This window comes from Pantoea coffeiphila (assembly GCF_016909495.1).
Classification (GTDB): Bacteria; Pseudomonadota; Gammaproteobacteria; order Enterobacterales; family Enterobacteriaceae; genus Erwinia; species Erwinia coffeiphila.
On the sequence record NZ_JAFBFW010000006.1, the window covers coordinates 251,736 to 276,216 of the forward strand.

Consider the following 24,481-nt stretch of genomic DNA (forward strand, 5'->3'; position numbering starts at 1 on the left):
CTCATGAAGAAAATATTACTGGCTGCTTTAATCGGTAGCCTGACGCACGCTGCACTGGCCGCGCCTTTAGCGACAACGTTAAAAGATAAACAGCTGCACGGCATTATGCAGAATGACTACGAACCGGTCGTCTTTGTTGACGATAAGGGAGAGAACAGCGGCTATTTCTACGAAATAGTTTCAGCGGCGGCAACTAAGCTGGGCGCGAAGCTGGACGTTAAGAATGGCACTTTTGATACCTTTATTCCCGGTCTGCAAAGCCATCGTTACGATCTGGCACTCGGCACCGATGCCACCGTGCCGCGCCAGCAGGTGGTGGATATCGTGCCTTTGATTGATGCCGGTTATTCGTTTATTACCCGCAGCGATGGCACCGTCAAGCTTTCCAGCGAGCTGACATCGCTCTGCGGTCATTCCGTTGCCGCACTGGCCGGGCAATCTACTATTGACGCGCTGAACCAGCAGGCAGCAGCCTGCCAGCAGCAGGGTAAACCGGCGCTGAAGGTGGCCATCTATCCGTCGCGCTCTGCGGCGTGGCTGGCGGTAAAAAGCGGTCAGGCTGAACTCACTCCGGTCTATACCGGCGAAGCGGGCTGGATAGTTAAAAAAGATCCAACCTGGCGAGTTACCGGGCCGGTATTTAACAGCGGTCAGTCCGGTTTTGCCGTAGATAAGCAGCAGGGTCATGCCCAGCTGTGGGCCGACGCGGTGAATGCGCTGATTGCCGACGGCAGTTATCAAAAGATTTTACAGAAGTACGGTGTAGAAAGCGTGGCGCTGAAAACGGTGGTCATCAACCCGGCTAAATAAGCCCCCTCAACATCGTTAAAAACCGGCAAAGGAATGCATAAATCGGCATTGAGCAGAATAGTGATAACTGACTTAATGCCATTTCATTACCTTTATTGTTATCCGGTAATATCATGAGTGAAATAAATGAAAGCCTGGTGAAAATTGTCCCAGGTCATACCACACGGCCGCCTGACCAGGGCGTTTCATCCTCTAATTTCGACACGCTACAGCGTATTAATCAGGCGGAAGAAAAACACGGCGTTCGCCAGGCGTGGCGCTGGCGCAGACATCTTTCTGCGATCGCCGTCAGCGCCATCTTAATTATTTTAATCTGGCAGGCAGCGGAAAACCCGGCATTTGACTGGCCGCTGGTCGGGCATTATTTATTTGACGGCCAGATCCTTAAAGGCCTGTGGACAACACTCTGGCTGACCGCTCTGGTGACCCTGCTGAGCGTGGTCTTTGGCGTGGTCGTTGCCTTAATGCGGCTCTCGCGTAACCCGGTCGTGTCTCTTTTCGCCTGGAGCTATATCTGGCTGTTTCGCGCTACGCCACTGCTGGTGCAGCTGCTGTTCTGGTTTAACATTGGCTATCTTGTACCGCGCCTGACGCTGGGCTGGCCCGGCGATACTCCCTGGTTCAGCGTGTCAACGAACGATCTCATTAGCGCGATTGGCGCCTCGATTCTCGGTTTAACCCTGCACGGCATGGCTTATTCAGCGGAGTTTATTCGGGGAGGGCTGCTGGCGGTTCCGCAGGGGCAGAAAGAAGCGGCCACCATGCTGGGGCTTTCGCCGTCAGAGATATTTATCAAAATTACCTTGCCTCAGTCGCTTCGCACGATTATTCCCGCCCTGGGAAATTTCCTGATTGATAATTTAAAAGGCACATCAATTATCAGCGTCGTGGCGGTGACGGAGTTACTCTACTCTGCCCAACTTATCTACAACCGAAATTACAAAATTATTCCGTTATTACTGGTGGCGACATTCTGGTATGTGGTTGTCACGTCCGTATTGTCTTTATTACAACACTGGAGCGAGCGTTATTACGGTCGCGGGTATCATCGAAAATAATTAAGGTTCTGCTATGAGCGAATCCCCTGTCCCGGCTTTGGATAATAAAAAGTCGACGGTGCTGCGCGCCCGTCGTTTACAGAAACGCTATGACGATAACATCGTCCTGCAGCATATCGACCTCGATATTGTCGAAGGTGAAGTGCTGTGCCTGATTGGCCCATCGGGTTCGGGTAAAAGTACGCTACTGCGCCTGCTGGCGACGCTGGAGTCACCGGACAGCGGGGTGGTGTTTTTTCACGACACGCCGCTGGGCATTGTGGAGCGAGGCGGCAACTTATATACCGCCCCGGAAAAAATCATCCGGCAGCAGCGCGATCGCATTGGTTTCGTTTTCCAGCAGTTCAACCTGTTTCCGCATCTGACCGTTCTGCAAAACGTCATGCTTGCTCCGCGCCTGCAGGGCCAGCGTGGGAAAGCCGAAGATAAAGCGCGCGCGCTGCTGGAACGTGTTGGCCTGGCGCACAAAGCGGATGCCTGGCCCGCATCACTTTCAGGCGGGCAGCAGCAGCGCGTGGCCATTGCCCGTGCCCTGGCACGCGATCCCGCGTTGATCTTGTTTGATGAACCGACCAGCGCGCTCGACCCCGAGCTGGTTAATGAAGTGCTGGCGGTGATGACCGATCTGGCGGCAACCGGGATCACTATGGTGGTTGCCACCCATGAAATGCAGTTTGCCCGCCGGGTTGCCAGCAATGTGGCGTTTCTGGATAAAGGCCACATTGTGGAATATGGCTCACCGCAGCAGGTGCTTGATGCCCCGCAGCAACCGCGGACGCGGGCCTTCCTGCAACAAATCTCCTCTCTGCGCAGCGAGGCTGAACATGTCTGAGATCATCGTTAAAACACCGGTATTCGAGGCCGTTTTCCAACCGCTGCGGGTGGGGCATTTGCTGCTGCGAAACCGCATCATCAACTCCGGCCACGGTACGTCTCTGGGGCCGGGCACGCACAACGAAGATTTACTGGCCTATGAAGCGCGGCGGGCTGAAGGCGGCGCGGCCGTGGTGATCACTCAGGCGAATGCGGTCAGTGCGGGCTGCGGTGATTTTTACGTGCACGATGAAGCGCGGGACGGCAAATACGATCGCCTGGCCAGCCGCATTCAGGCGCACGGTGCTTACTGCTTTGTGCAGCTTAATCATCCCGGCCGTCAGGCGTTTCTTGGCCCGAATCGCAGTGACGAAATTTTGTTTTCCGCGTCGGCGATCCCGCAGCGCGAATATGGAGGCGCAGTCCGCGTGCCGCTGGCGCTGGATGAGGCGCAGATTGAACAAATCATCGAAGATTTCGCTGCCGCTGCTGAAGCCGTCGCGCAGACGAAAGTGGATGGCATTGAACTGCATTTTGGCCACGGCAATCTGGTGCAGCAGTTCCTCAGCCCGGAAACCAATGTGCGGGAGGACCGCTGGGGTGGGAGCGCGGAAAACCGCAGCCGTTTTGCGCTGGCGATTCTGGAACGTATCCGCGCCCGCATCGGCACCCGATTAGTGGTGGGCGCGCGCGTCAATCTTGAGCTGGCACCGCAGGCGGAAGAAAGGGTGGAACTCACCGGGCAGATTGTGGCATTGGGTAACAGCGGCCTGCTGGATTATCTCTCCGTGAGCGGCGGCAATTTTTCCAGCGGCTGGGGGGTGGCAACCAATCTGCCGGACGCCAGCTTCCCGCCTGCGCTGTGGCAGCAGGCGGCAGCGACGCTGAAGCGACAGTTACCGCATTTACCGATCTGGCTGGCCGGGCGCGTGCTGAACGTGGCGCTGGCGGACCGCTTAATTGCGGAAGGCGTCTGTGACGCTGTCACTATGGCGCGTGAGCTGGTCGCCGATCCCGATCTGCCGCGCAACGCGCAGCAGGGAGCAAGCGACCGCACGCGCCCCTGCGTCGGCATTCAGTCCGGCTGCTGGCAGCGCGTTGCCGACGGCAAACCTATTCACTGCGCATTCAATCCGGTTGCCGGACGTGAAGCCGAGGCCGCGCGCTGGCAGGCACCGGTCAACGAAAAAGCCTTAAAAGTGGTAGTGGTCGGCGCCGGGCCTGCCGGTCTGGAGGCCGCGCGTAATGCGGCGTTGCAGGGACATCAGGTGGTGCTGTATGACCGCGCATCGCGGCCCGGCGGGCAGCTGGCGCTGATAGAACAGGTGCCTCATCGCCAGGATCTGCGCAATATCATCGACTGGTATGTCCGCGAACTGACGCACAGCGGGGCAGAGTTTCGCCTGGGTGAAGAGGTGACGCTGGACAAACTACGCGCGGCGGCGGCCGATCGGGTGATTATCGCCACCGGCAGTCAGGAAACCGCGGTCGGCAACGAACACGCCGGTTTTTCGGGCGAGATCCTCACCGTTAATCAGGCGTTGCAACACGCCGCCAGCGTTCCGGGTTCGGTGATGGTTTATGACGAATGGGGCGGCCGCGCGGCACTCAGCGTGGCCGAGTTTCTCGCGCAGCAGGGCCATCAGATTGAGTTTGTCACCTCTCTGAAATGGGCGGGACAGGGACTGAATGACACCGTTCGGCTACCCGCAGTGAGTCGTCTGGCAAAGCTTGGGGTGAATTTCCAGGCGGAACACCGCGTGGCGCTGCATCAGGGATGTTTACAGGTACAAAATCAGCTCAGCGGCGCGTGGCACCCGCTCTCCGATTCATTCGCCATGCTGGTGACCTCACTGATCCCCGCCGGGAATAACGCGCTGTATCTCGCCGCGAAGCAGGCCGGATTTTCTGTACAGCTGGTGGGGGATGCCCGTGCTCCGCGCGGACTCACTGAAGCCACGCGAGAAGGCTATCTGGCGGCGCGTTCATTTGGCAATGTTTCTTTAATTCCGGCTTTGTAGCCGTCACTTCAACTGGGGAAAAGAGAATGAAAAAAAGCTTTATTGCGCTGTCGGTCCTGCTGGCGGCGAGCCAGGCTAATGCCACCACGATCGCCAACTCACCCTACGAGGGAAAAACGCTGGTCACCGCGATCCAGTATGACTGGGAGCCGCTGTCGTACAAAAACGACCAGGGGCAACCCACGGGTTATTTTTACGATATTGCCAATGAGGCAGCACATCGGCTGGGGGCAAAATTAGCGGTGACCAGCGGTGATTTTGCCGCCGTGATACCGGCGATTCAGTCGGGAAAATTCACGCTGGCGGCCGGGCTGGACGCCACGCCAGAGCGTCAGCAGGTGGTTGATATCGCCTCAACGGTGCGGGCGGGCTACCAGCTGATTGTGCTGAAAAACTCCCCCCTGAAGCAGGACGTGAAGCTCAGCGATCTGTGCGGTAAAACCGTTGCGCTGCTTGCCAGCCACCCGTCGACGAAAACCTTTGAGCACATTTCACAGCAGTGTGAATCGAGTGGCAAATCAGCGGTGAAAGTGAGTCAGTTCCCCGATCGCGGCGCGACCTGGCTGGCGCTGCGCTCCGGTCGTGCAGATGCCACATTGGGTTATACCGGGGAGAATGGCTGGCTGTTACAGAAACAGGCGGATTTAAAGCGCGTCGGGCCCATCTTTGACACGGTCTATGCCGGAATTCCCGTCAGCAAATCCTCAGGCAATGCGAAATACTGGGTCGAAGCGATCAATTCATTGATCAAAGACGGCACTTACCAAAAGATCCTCGCCAAATATGGCGTTGAGGATGTCGCCATTGACCACTCTGAACTTAACCCGGGGAAATAGTCACCCGGGCTGATGGCGGGTGAAACCGCTTTGTCGTCTGCTGCTGGCGCAGGAGGTGGTGTATCAGGCCTGGAAAGAGGGGCAGGTATTCTTCTACGTCAGTGGCAACGTGCTTGAAATTACGCCGTTGTTGACATTCGTCAACGCTCGCAATAAGATCCTACAATCGGAGGCTAAGGAAGAGACATCCGAACAAGTGAAAAGACATCCGAACAAACACATTCAGGCAGCGATTGAATATGCATTGAGCCAGGGCTGGATTTGGGTTCCATCAGGTGATTCGGCACACTGCTTTTGCAAGTTGCGATGCGGTAACCCTGATATCCAGCACCGAGATCACCAAATGAGCGTATGGTCGACGCCAAAAAGTGCTGAAAATCACGCCAGGCAAATCAGGCGCAAAGTAGACCACTGCCCTTAATTGTGGCCAGTAAAGGGAGAGAACCACCTCCTGTGTATTAAGAGCATTTCTGCACACTAAACGAAGAGGCATTATGGCGCTTTATAACTTCACTCTGACGCTATCAGGCGTTACGTATGAAACCGAAGGACTGGAAGACGCGCTGTATGAAAGTGGCTGTGACGATGCGCTGATCTGCGCATATGGGAACTCTATCTACGTTGAGTTTGACCGTGAAGCTGATTCCCTGGATGAAGCTATTGCATCAGCGGTTGAAAATATCGAATCAGCCGGAATCGGCGCTGTGGTTGCCTCTGTCGATTCTGCCCTGGTGGGGTTGAGCGATATCGCTGAAATCACACAAATGTCGCGACAGGCCATTGCGATGCTGAAAGATGGCACCCGCGGCAGCGGCGACTTCCCATGCCCTATCCAGCGTATCAAAGGTCAGTCCCCGCTTTGGGACTGGGCGGACGTGGCTGAATGGCTGTTGAAAAACGGCCGATTGAAAGAGGGCAGCGAGCTGGTTGTTAACGCTCGCGTATTAAGTAAATGGAATCTGGCGCTGAGGTCCAGCGCCTCAAAAGACTTTAAAGAAGTCGAATCCATCGCAGCATCACTGGTTGAGAGACGCCGAAGAACGGTCGCATAACTTCCTTCATCTTACTCATCAACGATCCTGCTATTGGCACTCCCACATCGTTCCCTCTCGTACGTCAGATCCTGATCGGCCGACGAGTAAGAATTTTGACGAAGGCACCGACCAAAAGCGCGGAATAGTAAAGGGGGACAAAAATTAACCCCAGGGCAATCAGCATCGCACCCGCGGACAGTAATAACGCGACGGTGCTGTCCGGGGACTGTAAGGCCAGCAGCCCTTTTTCAATGCCCGTCAGAAATGCCAGCCCCTGAAGCCGGGCGTAAAGCCATGACGTGCCGACCAGAACGGTACCTATCCAGAAGCTTATCCAGCAAAGCGCTGAAGTAAAACTGACCGCTGTTTGTCGCATTAACATCCTCTCCCTCCCTTTTTAGCTATTTTACAACAGGATGCTGTGATAGTGCTCCGGATACTGCAACACGTGAGAAATCGTCTGGAGATTTTCTGCGCACAGTTCCCGCGACCACGCGCCGCCCAGGCAGATGCGCAATGCGTCGGGGGGATTATTATCGGTGCAGAACGCCGCGCTGGAAACGGCGCTGACGCCGAGTTCGCGCAGCTTCACGGCCACTTCTGCCGGATTCCAGTTATGGTGGCGCGGCAGCAGCAGCCAGAGGTGAAACCCCTGCTTAGAGGCGCGCACGGTGAACGGCTGCAAAATATCCGCCGCCAGCTTCTGGCGGATGCCGGCTTCCACTCGAATCGAGTCCAGCACGCGGTCGGCGGTGCCATCCTGAATCCACTGCGCGACCAGGCCATTGGTTATCGGGCTGGCCATCACATTCAGTGCGCGCAGCGCCCCGGCCAGCAGCTCCGTATTGCGTCTGCCCGGTCCCTTAACGAACGCGGTGCGTAAGCCGGGACCGAAGCATTTCGACATGCCGGTAATATACCAGGTCAGCTGCGGTATCAGCTCACTGAAACTCGTAATGTGCTCCGTTGCCAGCGCGGCATAGGCTTCATCTTCAATCACCGGAATGCTGTAGCGTTCGGCGACGTCGGCCAGGGCTTCGCGTCGGCGCAGGGGAATGGTCAGCGTGGTGGGGTTCTGTAGCGTCGGGTTGACGTAGAGCGCGCCGATATTTCCCGTCTGGCACTGATGCTCAAACGCACGCGGCAGCGGGCCGTCTTCATCACAGGGCAGCGACTGGAGTGGAATGTTCAGCTGGCTGGCAATGGCTTTCAGACCGGGATAAATCAGCGAGGCAACCGCCACACTGCCGCCCCGGCGGCACAGCAGAGTCAATAACCCCACCAGCGCACTGTGGATGCCGGGCGTAATCAGCACCTCCTCAACGCTGACCGGCGGCAGCTGCTTTTCCAGCCACACTTTAGCCATCACCTTATCGTCAGCCGTGCCGCCAAAATCCTGATAGCGCAGCAGGTGGATAATGTCTTTCTGCGCGAACATGTTAACGGCCCCGTCGCGGATAGCCTGCGCCAGCTCTTCACCCGGCTCAATCGGCGAGTTCATGGTCATCTCATAACTGCTGCCGCCGGTGAGCGGTACGGCAGGCACCTTGCCGCGAATAAAACTGCCTAACCCCGGCCGGGAATCAATCAGCCCGCGTCGTTTTGCTTCGGCGTAGCCCCGGGTCACGGTGGTGTAGTTAAGCGACAGCGACACGGCCAGATCGCGAAGGGGCGGCAGCCGGTCGCGTGGCTGAAACTCCCCGCTGTTAATGCCGTCAGCAATGATATCGGCGATCAGCAGATAAGCCGGGCGCTGGGTCTGATGAGTGAGATGGGTGTTCCAGCTGCTGGAGAGTTTGGTCAGCATCGTCGTCGCGCCTCGGGTCATAGCAAGACCCACACTATGCCGCCCGCCGTGACCCTCTGCAATCAAGTTTCCATTGATTGCATCATTGATTGCATGATGATTTTTGTTGTGTGCTTTTTTGGTGCAAAACAGCATCAAACCAGTGCATTTATGCCGTTATGACCCGCTGATATCCGGGCGAAAGTCAGGGGATTACGCCGGGTAAAAATTTTTTTGGCTCACAAAATAAGCAATTGATAGGAGCTTGATTGCATCGGGTGAAATCGCGGCTGGCACGTCCCTTGCTCCCGTTAATACAGCATCACCTGCGGATGCGCCAACATGGGGAGCCAGACTCCCCCAGACACTAAACGGGAGAAACGTGCTATGCCAAAAGTCACATTACCAGCTCATGCCACCGGTGATTTCTTTGTCGATTACGAAGAGAAGGTGTTCGAGGATGTGAAAGCGGAACCGGGCCAGAAGGCGTTAGTCACCTTCCATACGGTGGCCTTTGAAGGATCGATTGGCTTCGTCAATATGCTGCAGGCCACCCGGCTACAGCGCAAAGGATTCGAAACCTCGATCCTGCTTTACGGCCCGGGCGTTTTACTGGGCGTGCAGCGCGGCTACCCGACCATCGGCGCGGAAGCGTTTCCCGGTCATCAGAACTATGCCAACCAGCTGAACAAATTCATGGCCGAGGGCGGCAAAGTGTATGCCTGTCGTTTTGCACTCCAGGCACTGTACGGCCACGGCGAGCCGTCGCTGCTGGAAGGCGTGCGCCCGATCAACCCGCTGGATGTGCTGGATCTTAAGCTGCTGCACGTGCGCGACAATGCACTGGTTATTGACACCTGGACCATGTAAGCGGAGGTGCAAGATGGCTGGATCACGCATTATCCGCGCCGCTGCAGCTCAGATTGCTCCCGATCTTTACGAGGCCAGCAAAACGCTGGCCAAAGTACTCGAGGCAATCGACAAGGCCGCAGAACAGGGCGCTGAAATCATCGTATTTCCTGAAACCTTTGTTCCCTATTACCCGTACTTTTCGTTTATCACTCCCGCGATGACCGCCGGTGCTGAACATCTGAAACTTTACGAGCAGGCGGTGGTGGTCCCCGGGCCGATTACGTATGCCGTCGGCGAACGCGCCCGCGTGCGCAAGATGGTGGTGGTGCTGGGGGTGAATGAACGCGATCGCGGCACGCTGTACAACACGCAGCTGGTGTTTGATGCCAGCGGAGAGCTGGTGCTCAAACGCCGCAAAATCACGCCAACCTATCATGAGCGGATGATCTGGGGACAGGGAGATGGTGCCGGGCTAAAAGTGGTTGAAACCGCCGTCGGCCGCGTGGGCGCGCTGGCCTGCTGGGAGCACTACAACCCGCTGGCGCGCTACAGCCTGATGACCCAGCACGAGGAGATCCACTGTAGCCAGTTCCCCGGTTCGCTGGTGGGGCCGATTTTCGCGGAGCAGATGGACGTTACCATCCGCCATCATGCGCTGGAGTCCGGCTGCTTTGTGATCAACGCCACCGGCTGGCTGACGGAGGCGCAGATCGGTGAGCTGACAGCCGATCCCGCCTTGCAGAAAGGGCTGCGCGGCGGGTGCAACACCGCGATTATCTCTCCGGAAGGCCGCCATCTGGTGCCGCCGCTGACGGAAGGGGAAGGTATCCTGGTGGCCGATCTGGATATGGCGCTGATCACCAAACGTAAGCGGATGATGGATTCCGTGGGTCACTACGCCCGCCCGGAGCTGCTGAGCCTGGTGCTGAATAATACGCCAGCGCGCTACGTGATCCCCCACAGCCCTGAGGCTGAACCAGAAGGAGCGCGCGATGCAGAACGCCCCACTTAATCGTCAGCAGCTGATCACCGAGCTTCTTACCCAGGGAGTACAGGTGATCAACCCGCAGCAGCAGCATGCGAGCCGCCACGGCGGGGCCGGGCCTTCCGATCACCAGGCGATGAATATTGACGGCGTGACGGTGATGGTGCCGGTCTACACCCATTCCGCGCACCGTTCACCGTGGCAGGTGAAGCATGAAGAGTCGGGGACAACCCGCCTGTATAACCAGAGCATTCCCGTGCGGGAGATCGGGATTACCCGCAAGCCGCGCTTCTATGAGCGGCAGACGGCGGAGGGGATCCCCTATTCGCAGATTGCCACCCTGCACGGCACCGACGTGCTGGCGACTACGGTACTCCAGACCTGTATTCGTTATGAAAATCGGGCCAAAGCCTGTCAGTTTTGCGCCATCGGCCAGTCCCTGGCGGCAGGGAGTACCATCGCCCGCAAGACGCCCCAGCAGCTGGCCGAAGTGGCTAAAGCGGCGGTGGAATTAGACGGCGTTAAACATATGGTGATGACCACCGGCACGCCGTCGGGCAGCGACCGGGGCGCGCGCATCCTGGTGGAAAGCGCCGAAGCAATTAAAGCCGCCGTGAATCTGCCGCTACAGGGGCAGTGCGAACCGCCGGGCGATCCCCGCTGGTTTCAGCGCCTGAAGGATGCCGGTATCGATGCATTAGGCATGCACCTGGAGGCCGTTACGCCAGAAGTGCGTGCGCGCATTATGCCGGGCAAAGCGCAGGTCAGCGTCGATCAGTATCTGGTTGCCTTCGCCGATGCGGTGGCGGTATTCGGCCGTGGCCAGGTCAGTACCTATATCCTGGCGGGGCTGGGGGATACGCCGCAGGCCATTCTGACGCTGTCGGAGAAGCTGATTGCGCTGGGCGTTTATCCCTTCGTGGTGCCGTTCGTACCGATCAGCGGCACACCGCTGGAGCATCATGCCGCGCCGGACAGCGCCTTTATGACGTCCATTCTGCAACCGCTGGGACAGATGCTGAATCAGGCCAATCTTCGCTCCCGCGATATCAAAGCCGGCTGCGGCCGCTGCGGTGCCTGTTCGTCACTCTCCAGTTTTGAGCAGGCGATGGCCTGAAGGAGTACCGATGAATCACTACGCCGGATACACCATAAAATGGGTCACGCTGCCGTGGGAACGGCAAAAAGCCTATGACCTGCGCCAGCGCGTCTTCTGCCAGGAACAACAGCTGTTCCAGGGCGACGATCGCGATGACATTGATAAGCACGCCCGTCTGCTGGTCGCGCTGGGCAGCGTCGGCGGCTGGCACGATGAGGTGGTGGGCACCGTACGTATTCATCAGCCGGAGCCGGGCATCTGGGTCGGTTCCCGACTGGCGGTGGACAGCCTGTACCGGCGTCAGGGGCAGCTCGGCCCGACCCTGATTCGGCTGGCGGTATGCAGCGCCCATGCGCTGGGCTGCACGGCGTTTTATGCCCAGGTTCAGCACCAGAACGAACCGCTGTTCAGACGTATGCACTGGCACACGCTGGACAGTTTCGACCTGCACGGCGTGCGGCATGTGCGTATGCAGGCCGACCTTAATTTCTATCCTCCCTGCCACGATCCCCGCAGCGGGATGGTGATCGGCAGCGCCACGCGGCCGCGCGCTGCCTGGACCGCGGACTTCCTGACGGGGGCGGCATGATGGAAAACGAACTGACCGCGCTGATTTCCCGTCTGCATACTTTCAGCGGCCTGGCCCACAAGCAGGATATTCAGCTTATTGCGCAGCAGCTGCGTGAAGCGTGGCCTAACCCCTGCGCAAACGGCGATGACTGCGCGCTGATCCCCGACGGCGAGGGGTACAAGCTGCTGGCGATGGAGGGATTTATCAATCGCTTCGTCGCGGAAGATCCGTGGTTCGCCGGCTGGTGTGGCGTGATGGTGAACCTGAGCGATATCGCTGCGATGGGCGGGCGGCCGCTGGCGGTCGTTAATGCTCTGTGGGACGACTCGCTGCCGCACGCCGGGCGGATCGTACAGGGAATGGCCGCCGCCTCCCGGGCTTATCAGGTTCCAATCGTCGGTGGGCATACCAACCTGCGTGGCGATCGGCCGCAGCTTGCGGTGGCGGTGCTGGGCGAAACGCGGCATCCGCTGAGCAGCTTTCTTGTACAGCCGGGGCAGGCACTGATGGTGGCGATCAATTTGCAGGGGCGCTGGCATCCACCGGGCCACAACTGGGATGCGGCGACGGAAGCTGACCCTGCCGCACTGCGGCACGCGCTGGCCTTACTGCCTGAACTGGCAGCGTCGGGCCGGGTCCATGCCGCGAAGGACATCAGCCAGGCCGGGCTGGCGGGCACGCTGGTCATGATGCTGGAAAGCGCTGGCGTCGGGGCTGAAATCAATCTGGCCGAGATCCCCATTCCGCAGCAGGTGGATCTTGAGCAGTGGCTGTGTGCTTTCCCCAGCTTTGGTTTCCTGCTGGCCGTGGAGCCGGAGCAGTGTTCAGCCGTACAGCAGCAGTTTAACAGCGGCGGGATTGCCTGCGCGCGGGTCGGCCATTTCACCGCTGACAAACAGCTGATGATGCAACTCGGGCAGCAGCGCGCCTGCTACTGGGATCTTGACCAACAGCCGTTAACCGGCATGAGCAATCACTAGAAAGGAGCGAGCAATGCCTGCAATGCACTTTGTCGTTTGCTGGCCGGACGGCAGCAAAGAAACCTGTTATTCCCCGTCTACGGCGATTGAGAAACACCTGTTGGTCAATCACCCCTACCGGCTGGATGAGTTTATCGCCACGACGGTCCGCGCGCTGGATGAAGCCAGCGAACGGGTGAAAGCAAAATTCGGTTATTTCTGCTCCAGTGCGATGGATCAGTCGGCGGCAATCAGGCTCAGGGCGCAGCAGTTCAGCCCGGAGCAGGTCGTCATTGTCGAAACTATTAAGCCTGTAACGGCCTGACAACAAGCGGACACCTTATGAACAATCATTATCCTGTGGTCATTATTGGCGGCGGGCAGGCCGGGCTCGCCATGAGCTGGCATCTGACGCAAAGACACATTCGCCATATCGTACTTGAACGCCATCAGCTGGCCTGGGCGTGGCGTCATCAGCGCTGGGACAATTTCTGCCTGGTGACCCCTAACTGGCAGTGCAGACTGCCGGGATTCCCCTACGACGGCAGCGATCCGAACGGGTTTATGCTGCGTGACGATATCGTGGCCTACATCGAACGCTATGCCCGCAGCTTTAACGCCCCGCTGCGTGAAGGGGTGACGGTGGAACAGGTGACTCAGCGCGGTGAAGGATTCCAGCTGCGCACCTCCGCCGGGGAGTTTCTCGCCGACCGGGTGGTGGTGGCCGTGGGCAATTACCACCGCCCGCGTTTCCCTGAGATTGCGGCACAGCTGCCGAAACACATTGCTCAGGTGCACTCCGCCGATTACAAATCCGCACGGCAGCTGCCGGAGGGAGAGGTGCTGGTGGTGGGGTCCGCGCAGTCGGGCGCACAGATCGCCGAAGATCTGCATCTTGACGGCCGCCGCGTGCATTTATGCGTCGGCAGCGCGCCCCGCGTGGCACGCTTCTATCGCGGAAAGGATGTGGTTGAGTGGCTGGAGCAGATGGGCCATTACCGTTTAACAGTGGATAACCATCCGCTGGGCGAAGACGCCCGCCGCAAAACCAACCACTACGTCACCGGGCGCGACGGCGGACGCGACATCGATCTGCGGGCCTTTGCCTTACAGGGCATGCAGCTTTACGGGCGGCTGCTTGGCTATCGCGAAGGCCAGCTGCTGACGGCCGACGATCTGCAACGCAATCTTGACGGCGCGGACGCCACCTCGCAGAAAATCAAAGACAGTATTGATGCCTGGATTGCCGAGCAGGGTATTGATGCCCCGGCGGAGGCGCGCTATCAGCCTCTGTGGCAGCCAGAGCCCGGGGCAAGACCGATAGACCTGCGCAATATCAGCGCCATTATCTGGGCCGTCGGTTTTCACACCGACTTCAGCTGGATTGATGCTCCCGCCTTTAACGCCAGCGGCTATCCGCGCCATACCCGCGGTGTGTCGGTGCACCCCGGGCTTTATTTCCTCGGTCTGCCGTGGCTGTGGACGTGGGGATCGGGCCGTTTTGAAGGGGTGGGCGAAGATGCCGAATGGCTGGCGAAACATATTGCACATCACGCTGTGCGCGCGGAGCCTGCTGAAAATGACTATGTTAACGATGCACGATGATCGGGATGGATTCAGCCTGGCGTTCTGGCAGCAGGAGGCGCGGCGCATCCACTGGCAGCGCCCTTTCCGGCAGGTGGTGTCGCTAACGGAACAGGGGCCGCGCTGCCGCTGGTTCCCGGATGGCACCACGAATTTGTGCTTCAACGCGCTGGATCGCCATCTGGATCGGCGCGGGGAGCGATGCGCCATTATCCATCGCGATTATCAGGGGCAGACGCATCGCCTGAGCTATCGCGAACTGTGGCAGCAGGTCAATGCGCTGAGCAGCCTGATGATTCAGTGGGGGATAAAACCGGGCGACCGCGTATTGATCGCCCAGCCGATGACCCCGCAGGCCGCCGTGGCGATGCTGGCCTGTGCGCGTATTGGGGCGGTACACGTCGTGGTGTATTCCGCGATGACCGGCGATGCCCTGGCTCAGCGCATCGCGGCCTGCCGCCCTTTACTGCTGCTGCATCATGGCGACCCGCGCGGGCGCGACATTCTGCCGCCTGTTCCGCCCTCGTCAGAAACGATGCGGGTCGTTGATACCGCAACGGCTGAGTTCGCTGAGCACCTCGCCCGGCACCAGGGGCAGATCACGCCCTGCGTGTGGCTGGAGTCCAGCCAACCGTCCCATATTCTGTTTACCTCCGGCACCACCGGCACGCCGAAAGGTATCGTGCGGGATACCGGCGGATATGCCGTTGCCCTGCTGGCGAGCCTGCATCATCTGTTCAGGCTCGGCGACGATGAAATCTGCTTTACCTCAGCGGATGTCGGCTGGGTAACCGGGCACAGCTATGGGGTTTACGCGCCGCTGCTGGCGGGTTTAACCACGGTGATGTGCGAGGCCAGTCCGGCAAACGCCCCCGGCCAGAGCTGGTGGCAGATGATTGATGCGCTGGGCATCACACGCGTGCTGACCATTGCCGGTGCAATTCGTCTGGCACGGCAGCAGGGCGCGCCGCGCGGCCTTTCTTCCCTGCGCACCCTCTATCTTGCGGGGGAACCGCTGGATGATGCCACCGAACAATGGGTTAAAAATCATCTGGCGGTGAGATGTGAAAACCACTACTGGCAGACGGAATCCGGCTGGCCGCTGCTTGCCGGGGAAGGATCGGCGCTGAACGCCGTTTTTACCCGCCGGGTGGACATTGTTCATCCGGGAACTTACCAGCCCTGCGCGGACGGCGTTGCCGGGCTGCTGGTGGTGCAAGACACATTAGGCCCCGGCGCGATGCTGACGTTATGGGACGGCGATGAGGCGCACGACAGACAGTACTGGGTCAAAATTTCGAGGCGCTGGCATTACCTGACCCATGACTGCGCGGTCAGGAAAAATGGCCGGATTGTGGTGCGGGGCCGCATGGATGAAGTGATCAACGTTGGCGGCAAAAGGGTGGCAACGGCCGAAATCGAAAATGCGCTGACCGGGCTGGAGGGGATCGTGGAGGTGGTTGCGACCCGCGTACCGCATCATCTGCTGGGTGAAATGGTCGCGCTGCACGTGGTGACGAAGGACTTAGATGCGCAGCAGCAGGAGATATTGAAACAGCAGATCCGCGAAACGCTGACGGCGCGATGTGGGCGGCATGTGCTGCCTCGGCGGATCTATTTCCGGCAGTCGCTGCCTAAAACGTTTTCGGGGAAAATCGTCAGGCGAATGCTGGCGGTTTAAACGGGGAGAGCCGGGTGGGATTGCTGTGGCAGAGGCATTTTCGTGGGTTAAGAACCGGTCATCCCGCTAAGGATGACCGGCTTTCCAACCTGTTAAATCACGGCAGTTTATAAGCAATTACGTAATCACCGCGATCCGGCGAATTACGCGCGCCGCCCGCGGAGATCAGCAGATACTGCTGACCGTCTACCGGCGATTTGTAGCTGATTGGCGTGCCCTGGCTGCCGACCGGCAGGCGGGCCTTCCACACTTCTTTACCCGTTGAGGTATCGAAAGCGCGCAGATAGTAATCCTGCGTTGAGGCAATAAACACCAGGCCGCCCTGTGTGGCGAGCGTACCGCCGATGGTCGGCATACCAATAGGCATCTGCAGGCCAATTTTCACCCCAAACGGTCCGGTATCCTGGACGGTGCCAACCGGAACCTGCCAGGCAATTTTCTGCGTTTTCAGGTCAACGGCGGTCAGCGTGCCGAACGGTGGCTTCTGGCAGGGGATTTCCAGCGGCGACATAAAGCGCACTTTCGCATTGATCGCATACGGTGTGCCTGACAGCGGCAGAGGGCGACTGATGGCCGCCGCTTCATTACCGTCGTTTTTCATGCCCTGGATTTCTGGCGAAGCCGGGATCAGCTGTACTTCCAGACCCACGCGCATATCGTTGAGAAACAGTAAATTATTAACCGGATCGGTCGACAGGCCGCCCCAGTTCATACCGCCCAAAGAACCGGGCAGATTCAGTGAAGGATCGGTGCCCGGCGGGGTGAACAGCCCGTTGTAGCGTTTGGATTTAAACTGAATACGGCACAGCAGCTGATCGAACGGCGTTGCGCCCCACATATCCGACTCTTTCAGCACATCCGCGCCAATGGTCGGCATGCCAACGGAGAAGGGCTGCGTCGGCGAGTAGTTTTCATCCGGGATCTGCCCCTGGGTGACCGGGCGCTCTTCCACTTTGGTCAGCGGCTTGCCGGTTGCACGATCCAGAACAAACAGCTGGCCTGACTTGGTGCCGAAAATCAGCGCCGGCGTTTTTTTACCGTCCGCACCCGGGAAATCAGAGAAGGACGGCTGCATCGGAACATCGAAGTCCCACAGATCGTTGTGAACGGTCTGATAGACCCATTTTACCCGGCCCGTGCTGGCATCAACCGCCACCATCGACGCACCGAACTTACGGTCCAGATCGTTATGCTTGACGCCCCATAAATCCACCGCTGCGCTGCCGGTTGGCATATACACGGTGTTCGAATGGCTGTCGTAAGACATCGGTGCCCAGACGTTCGGCGTGGAGCGGGTATAGGTTTTATCCCCCTCCGGTGCCTGTTTCTGCTCAGGGTTACCCGGGTCAAACGCCCAGCGCAGCTGGCCGGTGATCACATCGAAGCCACGAATGACGCCACCGGGCATATCGGTCGCCACGTTATCCGCCACGCGGCCACCGATAACCACGGTGGTGCCCGCCAGCGTCGGTGCGGAGGTCGGATAATATTCGCCTTTGTCCGCGCCTTTGCCCATATGGTCGCTCAGGCTGACCCGGCCGTTGTTGCCAAAGTCATGGCAGAACTCACCGGTGTCGGCATCAAGGGCGATCAGCTCAGGCGTGACGCTGTTCATCAGAATGCGGCGCTGACACTGTGCCGCTGCCGGCACTGAGACGCTGGCGACCGGTGTGGAGTCCGGCATATCAGGCTGCTTTAACGGTGCCTGGGCATCGAAGTAGGCGAGCCCACGGCAGCGCATCCACTTTTTCTGCTTCGCGTTGATTTCCGTTTTCCACAGCTCTTTACCAGTGGTGGCATCAACGGCAATCACGTTGTTATGCGGGGTACATAAGAAGATACGGTTACCGATCTGCAAAGGCGTCTGCTGATCTTCTGCGCCGCCGCCGTTAGGGCTGACGGGGATATCCCCGGTGCGGTAGGTCCAGGCGACCTGCAGGTTTTTCACATTGTCGCGGGTGATCTGGTCCAGCGCGACAAAGCGCGAACCGCCCGAGGTGTTGCCATAATTGTCCCAGTTGACCTGCTCTTCGCCCGGCTTCACTTTCACCAGCGGCAGAGACTCACCCGACGCGCTGATGGGTGCATGAGGGATAAACATCCCGCCCAGAGTCGCGCCGAAGGCGATCGCCAGCACCCCCGCCAGCGATGCGGAGAATTTCCAGCAGGCTTTTTTACCCGACCGCTTCAGCAGGAGCGGCAGTGACAGCGCCACTAAAATGCCAAATCCGGCCAGCGTCAGCAGCCTTGAGACCAGCGGCCAGAAATCCAGGCCCACGTCCCACAGCGCCCAGATACCCGTGCCCACCAGCACTGCGCCATACAGCACCGCGCCGCTAACACGCTGGCGGATAATCTGGATGCCAGAGACCAACAGCGCGATTCCCGCTATCAGGAAGTAGGCGCTGCCGTGCAGGCTGACCAGCTGCCAGCCGAAGTAGATGAAGAAAGCGGCCATCAGCAGAATGATGGCACCCAAAACTGACAGCCAAACGGCCGCCGCTTTGGTGTTTTTGTGACCCGACATAATTGTTCCCTTAGGTGTAACTCATGCGCTAACGACAAGGCTAAAGCCTTACAAAAAGTAAGGATTGTTAATCACATGTAAAAAAGAGCCGCAATGTTAGTTTTTTTTTAAAATAAAGGCCATCGAACTTTGAGTAGATGTGCATACATACACCGCTGCTCCGTCATGGTGCGAAAGCCTGCACTTTGCACACTTTCATGACAATTGACGGCGCGTTAGCGGTGTTTTATGTGCAAAGTGCCCACTTTGCTATGTGGCCTCTGCCCGGATAAATTTGGCATATCTCTTGCTGCTACTGGCATAGCCATTCAGACAGCCACTCAGAGGTTAACTATGTCAAACAGCAATGATTTCCCGCTCGTCGAAGCGCCCGCCTCGGGGCGCAAGGGTGTATTTTCGATTTCCATGGTCCTGTTCAGCTTCACGTTCTTTACCGGTACGATGTTCGCGGGAGGGAAACTTGGCGTCTCGTTTTCCATTGTTAACCTGCTGTGGATTGCCGTGATTGGTAACCTGCTGCTGGCCCTCTATGCTGCGTCGCTCGGCTGGATCGCGGCCCGCAGCGGGCTGAATACCGTGCTAATGGGGCGTTTCTGCTTCGGAGAAATCGGCAGCAAGCTGGCGGATTTTATCCTGGGCTTCGCTGAGCTGGGCTGGTACGCCTGGGGGACGGCGACCGTGGCTATTTCACTGGTCAAAATCCTCGGCATACCCGAGGTGATGACCGTTCCGCTGATGATCCTGTTCGGTATTCTGTTCTGCGTCACCGCGCTGGTGGGCTACAAGGGGCTGGATGCGTTGTCCCGCGTGTCTGTGCCGCTGATGTTTATTCTGCTGGTGATATCGATGTATATCGCTGCTCATCACGCCGGTGGCTGGCAGGCGATGACCCGGATCGAGCCGAACGCCAGCGAAACCATGACCTGGTCGGCGGCGATTACCATGGTATTCGGCACCTTCGCCAGCGGCGCGACCCAGGCGACAAACTGGACGCGCCTGGCCCGCTCCAGCCGTACCGCCATTGTGGCCAGTATGAGCAGCTTCCTGATGGGTAACGGACTGATGATTGTGGCCGGAGCCTGGTGTGCGATCGTTTACCAGCAGGCCGATATCGTCGAGGTACTGATTTTGCAGGGGCTGTCCGCCGCTGCGGTGGTGATGCTGTGCCTCAACCTGCTGACGATCCAGGGGCCGACGATTTATAACGTCTCGGCGGCCGCCTGCCATCTGCTGCGCAGCGAACGCCGCCGCACCCTGACGGTCGTTTCCGCCGGGGTCGGTATTCTGCTGGCGATTGGCGGTATGTATGAAATGCTGATCCCGTTCCTGGTGCTGCTGGGCAGCATCATTCCACCGATCGGCGGCGTAATTCTCGCCGACTACTGGTTCTATCGTGGCGGCCGCTATCCTTTACTGCACACGGCCCGCTTACCGCGCTTTAACTGGTCGGGGCTTGGTGCCTATGCGGTGGGCGCCGTTGCGGCTTATTTGTCGCCCTGGATCGCTCCGCTGGTGGGTATCAGCGTTTCCGCGCTGGTCTATATTGCTCTGACCCGCCTCGGCAAACGCCAGCCCGCCGCCGATTCGGTCGCGGAGCAGTAAGCATGAGCCTGACGCTAAGCGATATCCTTGCGCTGGACGGGCTTTCCGCCATGCGGCTGCGCGCGGGCGGGCAGGGGTTGCAGCTGGCGGTGCGCTGGTACTACGTGGCGGAAAACGAAACTATCGCCGACTGGATCATGGGGGGAGAGCTGGTGTTTATCACCGGCATCAATCATCCCCGCGATGAGGATAATCTGATCCAGCTGCTGATGGAGGGCAAACAGCGCGGGATCGCCGGCATGGTGATCCTCACCGGTGACGCCTATATTCAGTCAATCCCGCCGCGCCTTATCGCACTGGCCGACGAACTGGGTATTCCGCTGATCGAGCAGCCCTATTTACTGAAGATGGTGATCGTGACCGAGCGCATCGGCACCGCCCTGGTACGCAGCGAAAATGCCCTGCAGTCGCAGCGCGATATTCTGATGCAGCTGTTAACCGGAGATTATCCCGATTTGCAGATGCTACAGCAGCGCGCAATCCATCAGCAGCTGGATTTCACCCGCCCGCTGCGCGTGGCGGCACTGCGCCTTGAGGGGATACAAAACCTGTTTCGCCAGTTTCCCCCCGAGCAGGCCGAAGCCTGGCTACAGCAGGCGCGCCGTACTCTTCGCCAGCGCCTGCAGCAGCAGCTGAACCAGCAGGGCAACAGCTTTCCGCTGGTCGAGCGCGGCAATATGTTTATCTTTCTGCTGCCGGACGAGGAAGATGATTTTTATCAGCAGAAAACGTGGTTGCAGCAGTGGCTGCGTGAACTGGCGGAAGGCAATGAGGGGCTGTCGCTGCTGTGCGGCCTGTCGGCGAAGGTGCAGCAGTTGCAGGACTATCAGCGCGCGCTGTCGCAGGCGCGTCAGGCGCTGGATCTGAGTGAAAACCTGCGCCCGGCGCAGCGCATCAGCGACTATCAGCAGCTGGGGTTTATCAAGCTGCTCTCTGCCATTAACGACCCGGCGCTGCTGAGTGATTTTATGCATGACCACCTCGGCTGCCTGATAGAGCGCGACCGCAAAAGCCCCTGGCTGCTGATGGAGACGCTGGAAACGCTGTTCCAGGAGAACGGCAACGTGGTCAGGGCCGCCGAGCGGTTGGGCATCCACCGCAATACCCTGCATCAACGCATTCAACGTATTGAAAAGCTGACCGGCTATGCGATCGGTCATCCACAGTTCCATCTCAACGCCTCGGTCGCGCTGACGATCTGGCGTATGTCACAAAACCATTTACGGGAACATCTATGAAACTAATCAACGCGCGCCTGCGCCATAAAGCATCACTCTATACCCTTGAATTAACTGACGGCGTGATTAACCGCATCACCGAGCAGACCTCCGTGCAGGTGGCCGGGGCCGACGATCTCGACGCACAGCAAAAGCTGGTTATCCCGCCGTTTGTTGAGCCGCACATCCATCTTGACGCCACGCTGACGGCGGGCGAGCCGGAGTGGAACCGGAGCGGCACGCTGTTCGAAGGGATCGCCCGCTGGAGCCAGCGCAAACAGACCGTCACGATTGAAGATACGCGCCAGCGCGCGCTGAAAACCATTGGTATGCTGCGCGATAATGGCGTGCAGCACGTTCGTACTCATATTGATGTTACCGACCCCTCCCTGACGGCGCTTGAGGCCATGCTGGCCGTGAAAAAAGAGGCCGCTCATCTTATTGACCTGCAAATCGTGGCGTTCCCGCAGGAGGGCATTGAATCCTTCCCCGACGGCCGCGCGCTGATGACCCGCGCCATTGAGATGGGTGCCGACGTGGTGGGCGGCATTCCACACTACGAATTCACCCGCGAAAAGGGCATCAGTTCGCTGGCTTTCCTGATGGACCTGGCCGAGCGCCACGACTGCCTGGTCGACGTGCACTGCGATGAAATCGACGATCCGCAGTCGCGCTTCCTGGAAGTGCTGGCGGAAGAAGCCCGGGTGCGCGGGATAGGGGCGAAAGTAACCGCCAGCCATACCTGCGCCATGGGATCTTACGACAACGCTTACTGCTCCAAGCTGTTCCGCTTGCTTAAGGCGTCGGGCATTAACTTTATCTCCTGCCCAACGGAGAGCATTCATTTACAGGGCCGCTTCGACACCTGGCCGAAACGTCGCGGCGTCACGCGGGTGGCGGAACTGGACCGTGCCGGGATCAACGTCTGCTTTGCGCAGGACTCCATCCAGGACCCGTGGTATCCGCTGGGCAACGGCAACATCATGCGCATCCTTGATGCCGGTCTGCATATCTGCCACATGCTGGGGTATGACGATTTGCAGCGCTGCCTCGACCTGATTACCGATAACAGCGCGCGGGCGATGTGCCTCGGGGATAATTACGGCATTGTCGAAGGACGCCCGGCGAACCTGCTGATCCTGGATGCCGAAAATGACTACGATGCGGTGTGCCGTCAGGCCCGGGTGCTGACCTCGATTCGACACGGCAAAATTATTATGCAGCGCCAGCCGGAACGGATTGGCTATCCCGAGTGATGCATGGCGGTGGCCCCCGACGAGACGGTCGTTGCGATGCATTTATCTTTTGGGGAGCGGCCAGTGAAGATGCCGGTATCAACGACCACAGCCCCAGTGGACATTTTTCAAATCCTGAAAGGGAAGGATCAGTTCCATGTTCAAAAGCATATCTCATGAAGGATTATGAAATACGGTATGCACGTCGTTAATTCCGGCGGCATTAAGATCGGCCAACTATTTTTTGTAGACATTTCAGCTCCTGATTAACTAGCGGTGGGGAAGGAGGGTGTTCTTCCCCACCCATGTGCAGACCGTCGTAAATCTCGGCACATTCGCGCCCGCGGGAAATACGTTCCTGGCTACTTCAGCTCACTGGATCCTGAGTGAGACGGCTGAGGCGCGAGATGTTTTCAGGGGAGAGAATGTTGTCCAGATCGGTGTCAGTCATAAGCCCCTTTTCAAGTACAATTGCTCTGACACTTTTTCCGGTCAGCCTGCAAAGTTTGCTCACGTCATCGCCGTGATGATGTCCAATGAAGGGATTCAGCAGCGTCACAATTCCTATGGAGCTGAGCACGTAGTCCCGACAAATGCCTTCATTGGCCGTAATGCCTTGGATACAGTCAATTCTCAGATTATTCATAGCGTTTTTGAGAAGATCAATTGATTCAAACAGCGCCTGGCATATCACCGGCTCCATTGCGTTGAGTTGTAACTGACCGGCCTCTGCAGCCATGCTGACGCACAGATCGTTACCCATGACCTTAAAGCACACCTGATTAACAACTTCCGGGATCACAGGGTTAATTTTCCCTGGCATGATTGAAGAGCCTGCTTGTTTTTCAGGGAGGTTTATTTCATTCAATCCTGAACGGGGACCCGATGAGAGCAACCGCAGGTCGTTACTCATTTTCGACAGCTTGATGGCCAGACGCTTTAATGTGCTCTGCAGCAACACATATGCGCCGCAGTCTGACGTAGCCTCAATAAGATCTTCAGAGGGCATTACGGGCAGACCCGTGACATGTCGGAGCTCCTCGAGCACAACTGATTGATAGTGTTCGTGAGTGTTCACCCCTGTACCGATTGCCGTCGCGCCGAGGTTAACTTCAAGTAATAAACCGGCAGCATAGTTTATTGTCTTCTTTTCTTCTTTTAATGCCGTGCCAAAAGCACGGAACTCCAACCCAAGCGTCATTGGAACCGCATCCTGCAACTGAGTACGCCCCATTTTTAAAATGTGTGAGAACTCCTTGCCCTTCGCTTCACAGGCATGCTTAAGATCATCAAGCGCCGTCAGCATGAGCTGAATTTCCCGGTATACCGCAAGTCTGAAACCCGTTGGATAGGCATCATTTGTAGACTGACTCATATTGACGTGATCGTTGGGATTAATGACGTCATACCGTCCCTTGGCATACCCCATAATTTCCAGTGCAACATTGGCGATGACTTCATTAACGTTCATGTTTAGTGAAGTGCCAGCTCCTCCCTGAAAGACATCAACGGGGAACTGATCGATATAATGACCCTCTTTAAGGATCCTGTCGCAACTGGTTGTTATAGCCTCGCATATGTTCACGCTGAGCGTCCCCAGCCGATTATTGGCGCGCGCGGCTGCTTTTTTCACCGCCACCATGCCTTTAATGAATTCTGGAAAATCGCTGATGCGGGATTTACTTATTCTGAAATTTTCCACGGCACGAAGAGTATGAATGCCGTAATAGCAGGCGTCGTTTATCTGACGAGTACCAATCAAGTCTTCTTCTTCTCGAAACAGAGGATGCATAAGATGCTCCATATTACTC

22 protein-coding genes are annotated in these 24,481 nt (G+C 58.0%); 18 read left to right on the top strand and 4 right to left on the bottom strand.

All coding sequences use genetic code 11. The features are described from left to right. Positions 1-3 precede the first annotated feature (3 nt). The 7 genes from JOE09_RS19960 (at position 4) to JOE09_RS19990 (ending at position 6,590) form a co-directional block, all read left to right on the top strand. Complete coding sequence (locus tag JOE09_RS19960; protein ID WP_205066992.1) at positions 4-810, top strand: transporter substrate-binding domain-containing protein; 807 nt, start codon at positions 4-6, stop codon at positions 808-810. 113 nt (positions 811-923) lie between these two features. Further along, on the top strand, positions 924-1,868 hold the full coding sequence (locus JOE09_RS19965; protein ID WP_205066993.1) for an amino acid ABC transporter permease: 945 nt from the start codon (positions 924-926) through the stop codon (positions 1,866-1,868). A 13-nt stretch (positions 1,869-1,881) separates the two neighbouring features. Next, a complete protein-coding gene (locus JOE09_RS19970; RefSeq protein ID WP_239553197.1) occupies positions 1,882-2,700 on the top strand; it encodes an amino acid ABC transporter ATP-binding protein in 819 nt (272 codons plus the stop codon). Then, the gene (locus JOE09_RS19975; protein WP_205066994.1) at positions 2,693-4,702 is read left to right on the top strand and encodes an oxidoreductase; all 2,010 of its coding nucleotides are present in this window, start codon (positions 2,693-2,695) and stop codon (positions 4,700-4,702) included. Before JOE09_RS19970 ends, JOE09_RS19975 begins: the two co-directional genes overlap by 8 nt. Positions 4,703-4,728: 26 nt before the next feature. Continuing rightward, positions 4,729-5,538 (top strand): transporter substrate-binding domain-containing protein, encoded by an 810-nt coding sequence (locus JOE09_RS19980; RefSeq protein WP_205066995.1) that lies wholly within the window; start codon positions 4,729-4,731, stop codon positions 5,536-5,538. A 196-nt stretch (positions 5,539-5,734) separates the two neighbouring features. Beyond that, positions 5,735-5,959 (top strand): hypothetical protein, encoded by a 225-nt coding sequence (locus JOE09_RS26390; RefSeq protein WP_205067140.1) that lies wholly within the window; start codon positions 5,735-5,737, stop codon positions 5,957-5,959. Positions 5,960-6,032: 73 nt separating this feature from the next. Then, a complete protein-coding gene (locus JOE09_RS19990; RefSeq protein WP_200559100.1) occupies positions 6,033-6,590 on the top strand; it encodes a helix-turn-helix transcriptional regulator in 558 nt (185 codons plus the stop codon). Between the two features lie 64 nt (positions 6,591-6,654). On the opposite strand, the gene JOE09_RS19995 is transcribed toward JOE09_RS19990, so the two are convergent. Together JOE09_RS19995 and JOE09_RS20000 are read right to left on the bottom strand one after the other, a co-directional pair. After that, the gene (locus tag JOE09_RS19995) at positions 6,655-6,948 is read right to left on the bottom strand and encodes a hypothetical protein (protein WP_205066996.1); all 294 of its coding nucleotides are present in this window, start codon (positions 6,946-6,948) and stop codon (positions 6,655-6,657) included. A 30-nt stretch (positions 6,949-6,978) separates the two neighbouring features. Continuing rightward, positions 6,979-8,400 (bottom strand): aminotransferase-like domain-containing protein, encoded by a 1,422-nt coding sequence (locus tag JOE09_RS20000; protein WP_239553198.1) that lies wholly within the window; start codon positions 8,398-8,400, stop codon positions 6,979-6,981. 345 nt (positions 8,401-8,745) lie between these two features. Between JOE09_RS20000 and JOE09_RS20005 the strand changes: the two genes are divergently transcribed. Genes JOE09_RS20005 through JOE09_RS20040 form a run of 8 tightly spaced genes read left to right on the top strand, consistent with a single transcriptional unit; the run spans position 8,746 to position 16,089 of the window. Further along, the gene (locus JOE09_RS20005; RefSeq protein ID WP_105591827.1) at positions 8,746-9,228 is read left to right on the top strand and encodes an MSMEG_0572/Sll0783 family nitrogen starvation response protein; all 483 of its coding nucleotides are present in this window, start codon (positions 8,746-8,748) and stop codon (positions 9,226-9,228) included. A 13-nt stretch (positions 9,229-9,241) separates the two neighbouring features. Further along, positions 9,242-10,222, top strand: a complete 981-nt coding sequence (locus JOE09_RS20010) for a Nit6803 family nitrilase (protein WP_205066997.1) — start codon at positions 9,242-9,244, stop codon at positions 10,220-10,222. Continuing rightward, complete coding sequence (locus tag JOE09_RS20015; protein ID WP_105591825.1) at positions 10,203-11,312, top strand: MSMEG_0568 family radical SAM protein; 1,110 nt, start codon at positions 10,203-10,205, stop codon at positions 11,310-11,312. Before JOE09_RS20010 ends, JOE09_RS20015 begins: the two co-directional genes overlap by 20 nt. Positions 11,313-11,322: 10 nt before the next feature. Beyond that, positions 11,323-11,883 carry an MSMEG_0567/Sll0786 family nitrogen starvation N-acetyltransferase gene (locus tag JOE09_RS20020; RefSeq protein ID WP_205066998.1) on the top strand — a complete coding sequence of 187 codons (561 nt, stop codon included), beginning with the start codon at positions 11,323-11,325 and terminating at the stop codon, positions 11,881-11,883. Next, positions 11,880-12,845 carry a sll0787 family AIR synthase-like protein gene (locus JOE09_RS20025; RefSeq protein WP_239553199.1) on the top strand — a complete coding sequence of 322 codons (966 nt, stop codon included), beginning with the start codon at positions 11,880-11,882 and terminating at the stop codon, positions 12,843-12,845. The genes JOE09_RS20020 and JOE09_RS20025 overlap by 4 nt, the downstream gene beginning before the upstream one ends. Positions 12,846-12,858: 13 nt before the next feature. After that, on the top strand, positions 12,859-13,149 hold the full coding sequence (locus JOE09_RS20030; RefSeq protein ID WP_200559095.1) for an MSMEG_0570 family nitrogen starvation response protein: 291 nt from the start codon (positions 12,859-12,861) through the stop codon (positions 13,147-13,149). Positions 13,150-13,166: 17 nt separating this feature from the next. After that, entirely contained in the window at positions 13,167-14,429 is a 1,263-nt protein-coding gene (locus tag JOE09_RS20035) for an MSMEG_0569 family flavin-dependent oxidoreductase (protein WP_205066999.1), read from the top strand. Next, positions 14,404-16,089, top strand: a complete 1,686-nt coding sequence (locus JOE09_RS20040) for an AMP-binding protein (protein WP_239553200.1) — start codon at positions 14,404-14,406, stop codon at positions 16,087-16,089. The genes JOE09_RS20035 and JOE09_RS20040 overlap by 26 nt, the downstream gene beginning before the upstream one ends. Positions 16,090-16,186: 97 nt before the next feature. On the opposite strand, the gene JOE09_RS20045 is transcribed toward JOE09_RS20040, so the two are convergent. After that, entirely contained in the window at positions 16,187-18,616 is a 2,430-nt protein-coding gene (locus JOE09_RS20045) for a membrane-bound PQQ-dependent dehydrogenase, glucose/quinate/shikimate family (RefSeq protein WP_205067000.1), read from the bottom strand. Positions 18,617-18,949: 333 nt separating this feature from the next. On the opposite strand from JOE09_RS20045, the gene codB reads away from it, so the two are divergent. Genes codB through codA form a run of 3 tightly spaced genes read left to right on the top strand, consistent with a single transcriptional unit; the run spans position 18,950 to position 22,691 of the window. Then, entirely contained in the window at positions 18,950-20,218 is a 1,269-nt protein-coding gene (gene codB / locus JOE09_RS20050) for a cytosine permease (protein ID WP_205067001.1), read from the top strand. A 2-nt stretch (positions 20,219-20,220) separates the two neighbouring features. Next, on the top strand, positions 20,221-21,456 hold the full coding sequence (locus tag JOE09_RS20055) for a PucR family transcriptional regulator (RefSeq protein ID WP_205067002.1): 1,236 nt from the start codon (positions 20,221-20,223) through the stop codon (positions 21,454-21,456). Continuing rightward, positions 21,453-22,691, top strand: a complete 1,239-nt coding sequence (gene codA / locus JOE09_RS20060; protein WP_205067003.1) for a cytosine deaminase — start codon at positions 21,453-21,455, stop codon at positions 22,689-22,691. Before JOE09_RS20055 ends, codA begins: the two co-directional genes overlap by 4 nt. A gap of 346 nt (positions 22,692-23,037) precedes the next feature. On the opposite strand, the gene aspA is transcribed toward codA, so the two are convergent. Next, positions 23,038-24,462 (bottom strand): aspartate ammonia-lyase, encoded by a 1,425-nt coding sequence (aspA, locus tag JOE09_RS20065; protein WP_205067004.1) that lies wholly within the window; start codon positions 24,460-24,462, stop codon positions 23,038-23,040. Positions 24,463-24,481: the final 19 nt, after the last annotated feature.

What these genes read in the sequence shown, in the direction of transcription:
- JOE09_RS19960 (WP_205066992.1), top strand. Translation starts at nt 4, where the DNA reads ATGAAGAAAATATTACTGGCTGCTTTAATCGGTAGCCTGACGCACGCT.
- JOE09_RS19965 (WP_205066993.1), top strand. Translation starts at nt 924, where the DNA reads ATGAGTGAAATAAATGAAAGCCTGGTGAAAATTGTCCCAGGTCATACC.
- JOE09_RS19970 (WP_239553197.1), top strand. Translation starts at nt 1,882, where the DNA reads ATGAGCGAATCCCCTGTCCCGGCTTTGGATAATAAAAAGTCGACGGTG.
- JOE09_RS19975 (WP_205066994.1), top strand. Translation starts at nt 2,693, where the DNA reads ATGTCTGAGATCATCGTTAAAACACCGGTATTCGAGGCCGTTTTCCAA.
- JOE09_RS19980 (WP_205066995.1), top strand. Translation starts at nt 4,729, where the DNA reads ATGAAAAAAAGCTTTATTGCGCTGTCGGTCCTGCTGGCGGCGAGCCAG.
- JOE09_RS19990 (WP_200559100.1), top strand. Translation starts at nt 6,033, where the DNA reads ATGGCGCTTTATAACTTCACTCTGACGCTATCAGGCGTTACGTATGAA.
- JOE09_RS19995 (WP_205066996.1), bottom strand. Translation starts at nt 6,948, where the DNA reads ATGCGACAAACAGCGGTCAGTTTTACTTCAGCGCTTTGCTGGATAAGC.
- JOE09_RS20000 (WP_239553198.1), bottom strand. Translation starts at nt 8,400, where the DNA reads ATGACCCGAGGCGCGACGACGATGCTGACCAAACTCTCCAGCAGCTGG.
- JOE09_RS20005 (WP_105591827.1), top strand. Translation starts at nt 8,746, where the DNA reads ATGCCAAAAGTCACATTACCAGCTCATGCCACCGGTGATTTCTTTGTC.
- JOE09_RS20010 (WP_205066997.1), top strand. Translation starts at nt 9,242, where the DNA reads ATGGCTGGATCACGCATTATCCGCGCCGCTGCAGCTCAGATTGCTCCC.
- JOE09_RS20015 (WP_105591825.1), top strand. Translation starts at nt 10,203, where the DNA reads ATGCAGAACGCCCCACTTAATCGTCAGCAGCTGATCACCGAGCTTCTT.
- JOE09_RS20020 (WP_205066998.1), top strand. Translation starts at nt 11,323, where the DNA reads ATGAATCACTACGCCGGATACACCATAAAATGGGTCACGCTGCCGTGG.
- JOE09_RS20025 (WP_239553199.1), top strand. Translation starts at nt 11,880, where the DNA reads ATGATGGAAAACGAACTGACCGCGCTGATTTCCCGTCTGCATACTTTC.
- JOE09_RS20030 (WP_200559095.1), top strand. Translation starts at nt 12,859, where the DNA reads ATGCCTGCAATGCACTTTGTCGTTTGCTGGCCGGACGGCAGCAAAGAA.
- JOE09_RS20035 (WP_205066999.1), top strand. Translation starts at nt 13,167, where the DNA reads ATGAACAATCATTATCCTGTGGTCATTATTGGCGGCGGGCAGGCCGGG.
- JOE09_RS20040 (WP_239553200.1), top strand. Translation starts at nt 14,404, where the DNA reads ATGACTATGTTAACGATGCACGATGATCGGGATGGATTCAGCCTGGCG.
- JOE09_RS20045 (WP_205067000.1), bottom strand. Translation starts at nt 18,616, where the DNA reads ATGTCGGGTCACAAAAACACCAAAGCGGCGGCCGTTTGGCTGTCAGTT.
- codB (WP_205067001.1), top strand. Translation starts at nt 18,950, where the DNA reads ATGTCAAACAGCAATGATTTCCCGCTCGTCGAAGCGCCCGCCTCGGGG.
- JOE09_RS20055 (WP_205067002.1), top strand. Translation starts at nt 20,221, where the DNA reads ATGAGCCTGACGCTAAGCGATATCCTTGCGCTGGACGGGCTTTCCGCC.
- codA (WP_205067003.1), top strand. Translation starts at nt 21,453, where the DNA reads ATGAAACTAATCAACGCGCGCCTGCGCCATAAAGCATCACTCTATACC.
- aspA (WP_205067004.1), bottom strand. Translation starts at nt 24,462, where the DNA reads ATGCATCCTCTGTTTCGAGAAGAAGAAGACTTGATTGGTACTCGTCAG.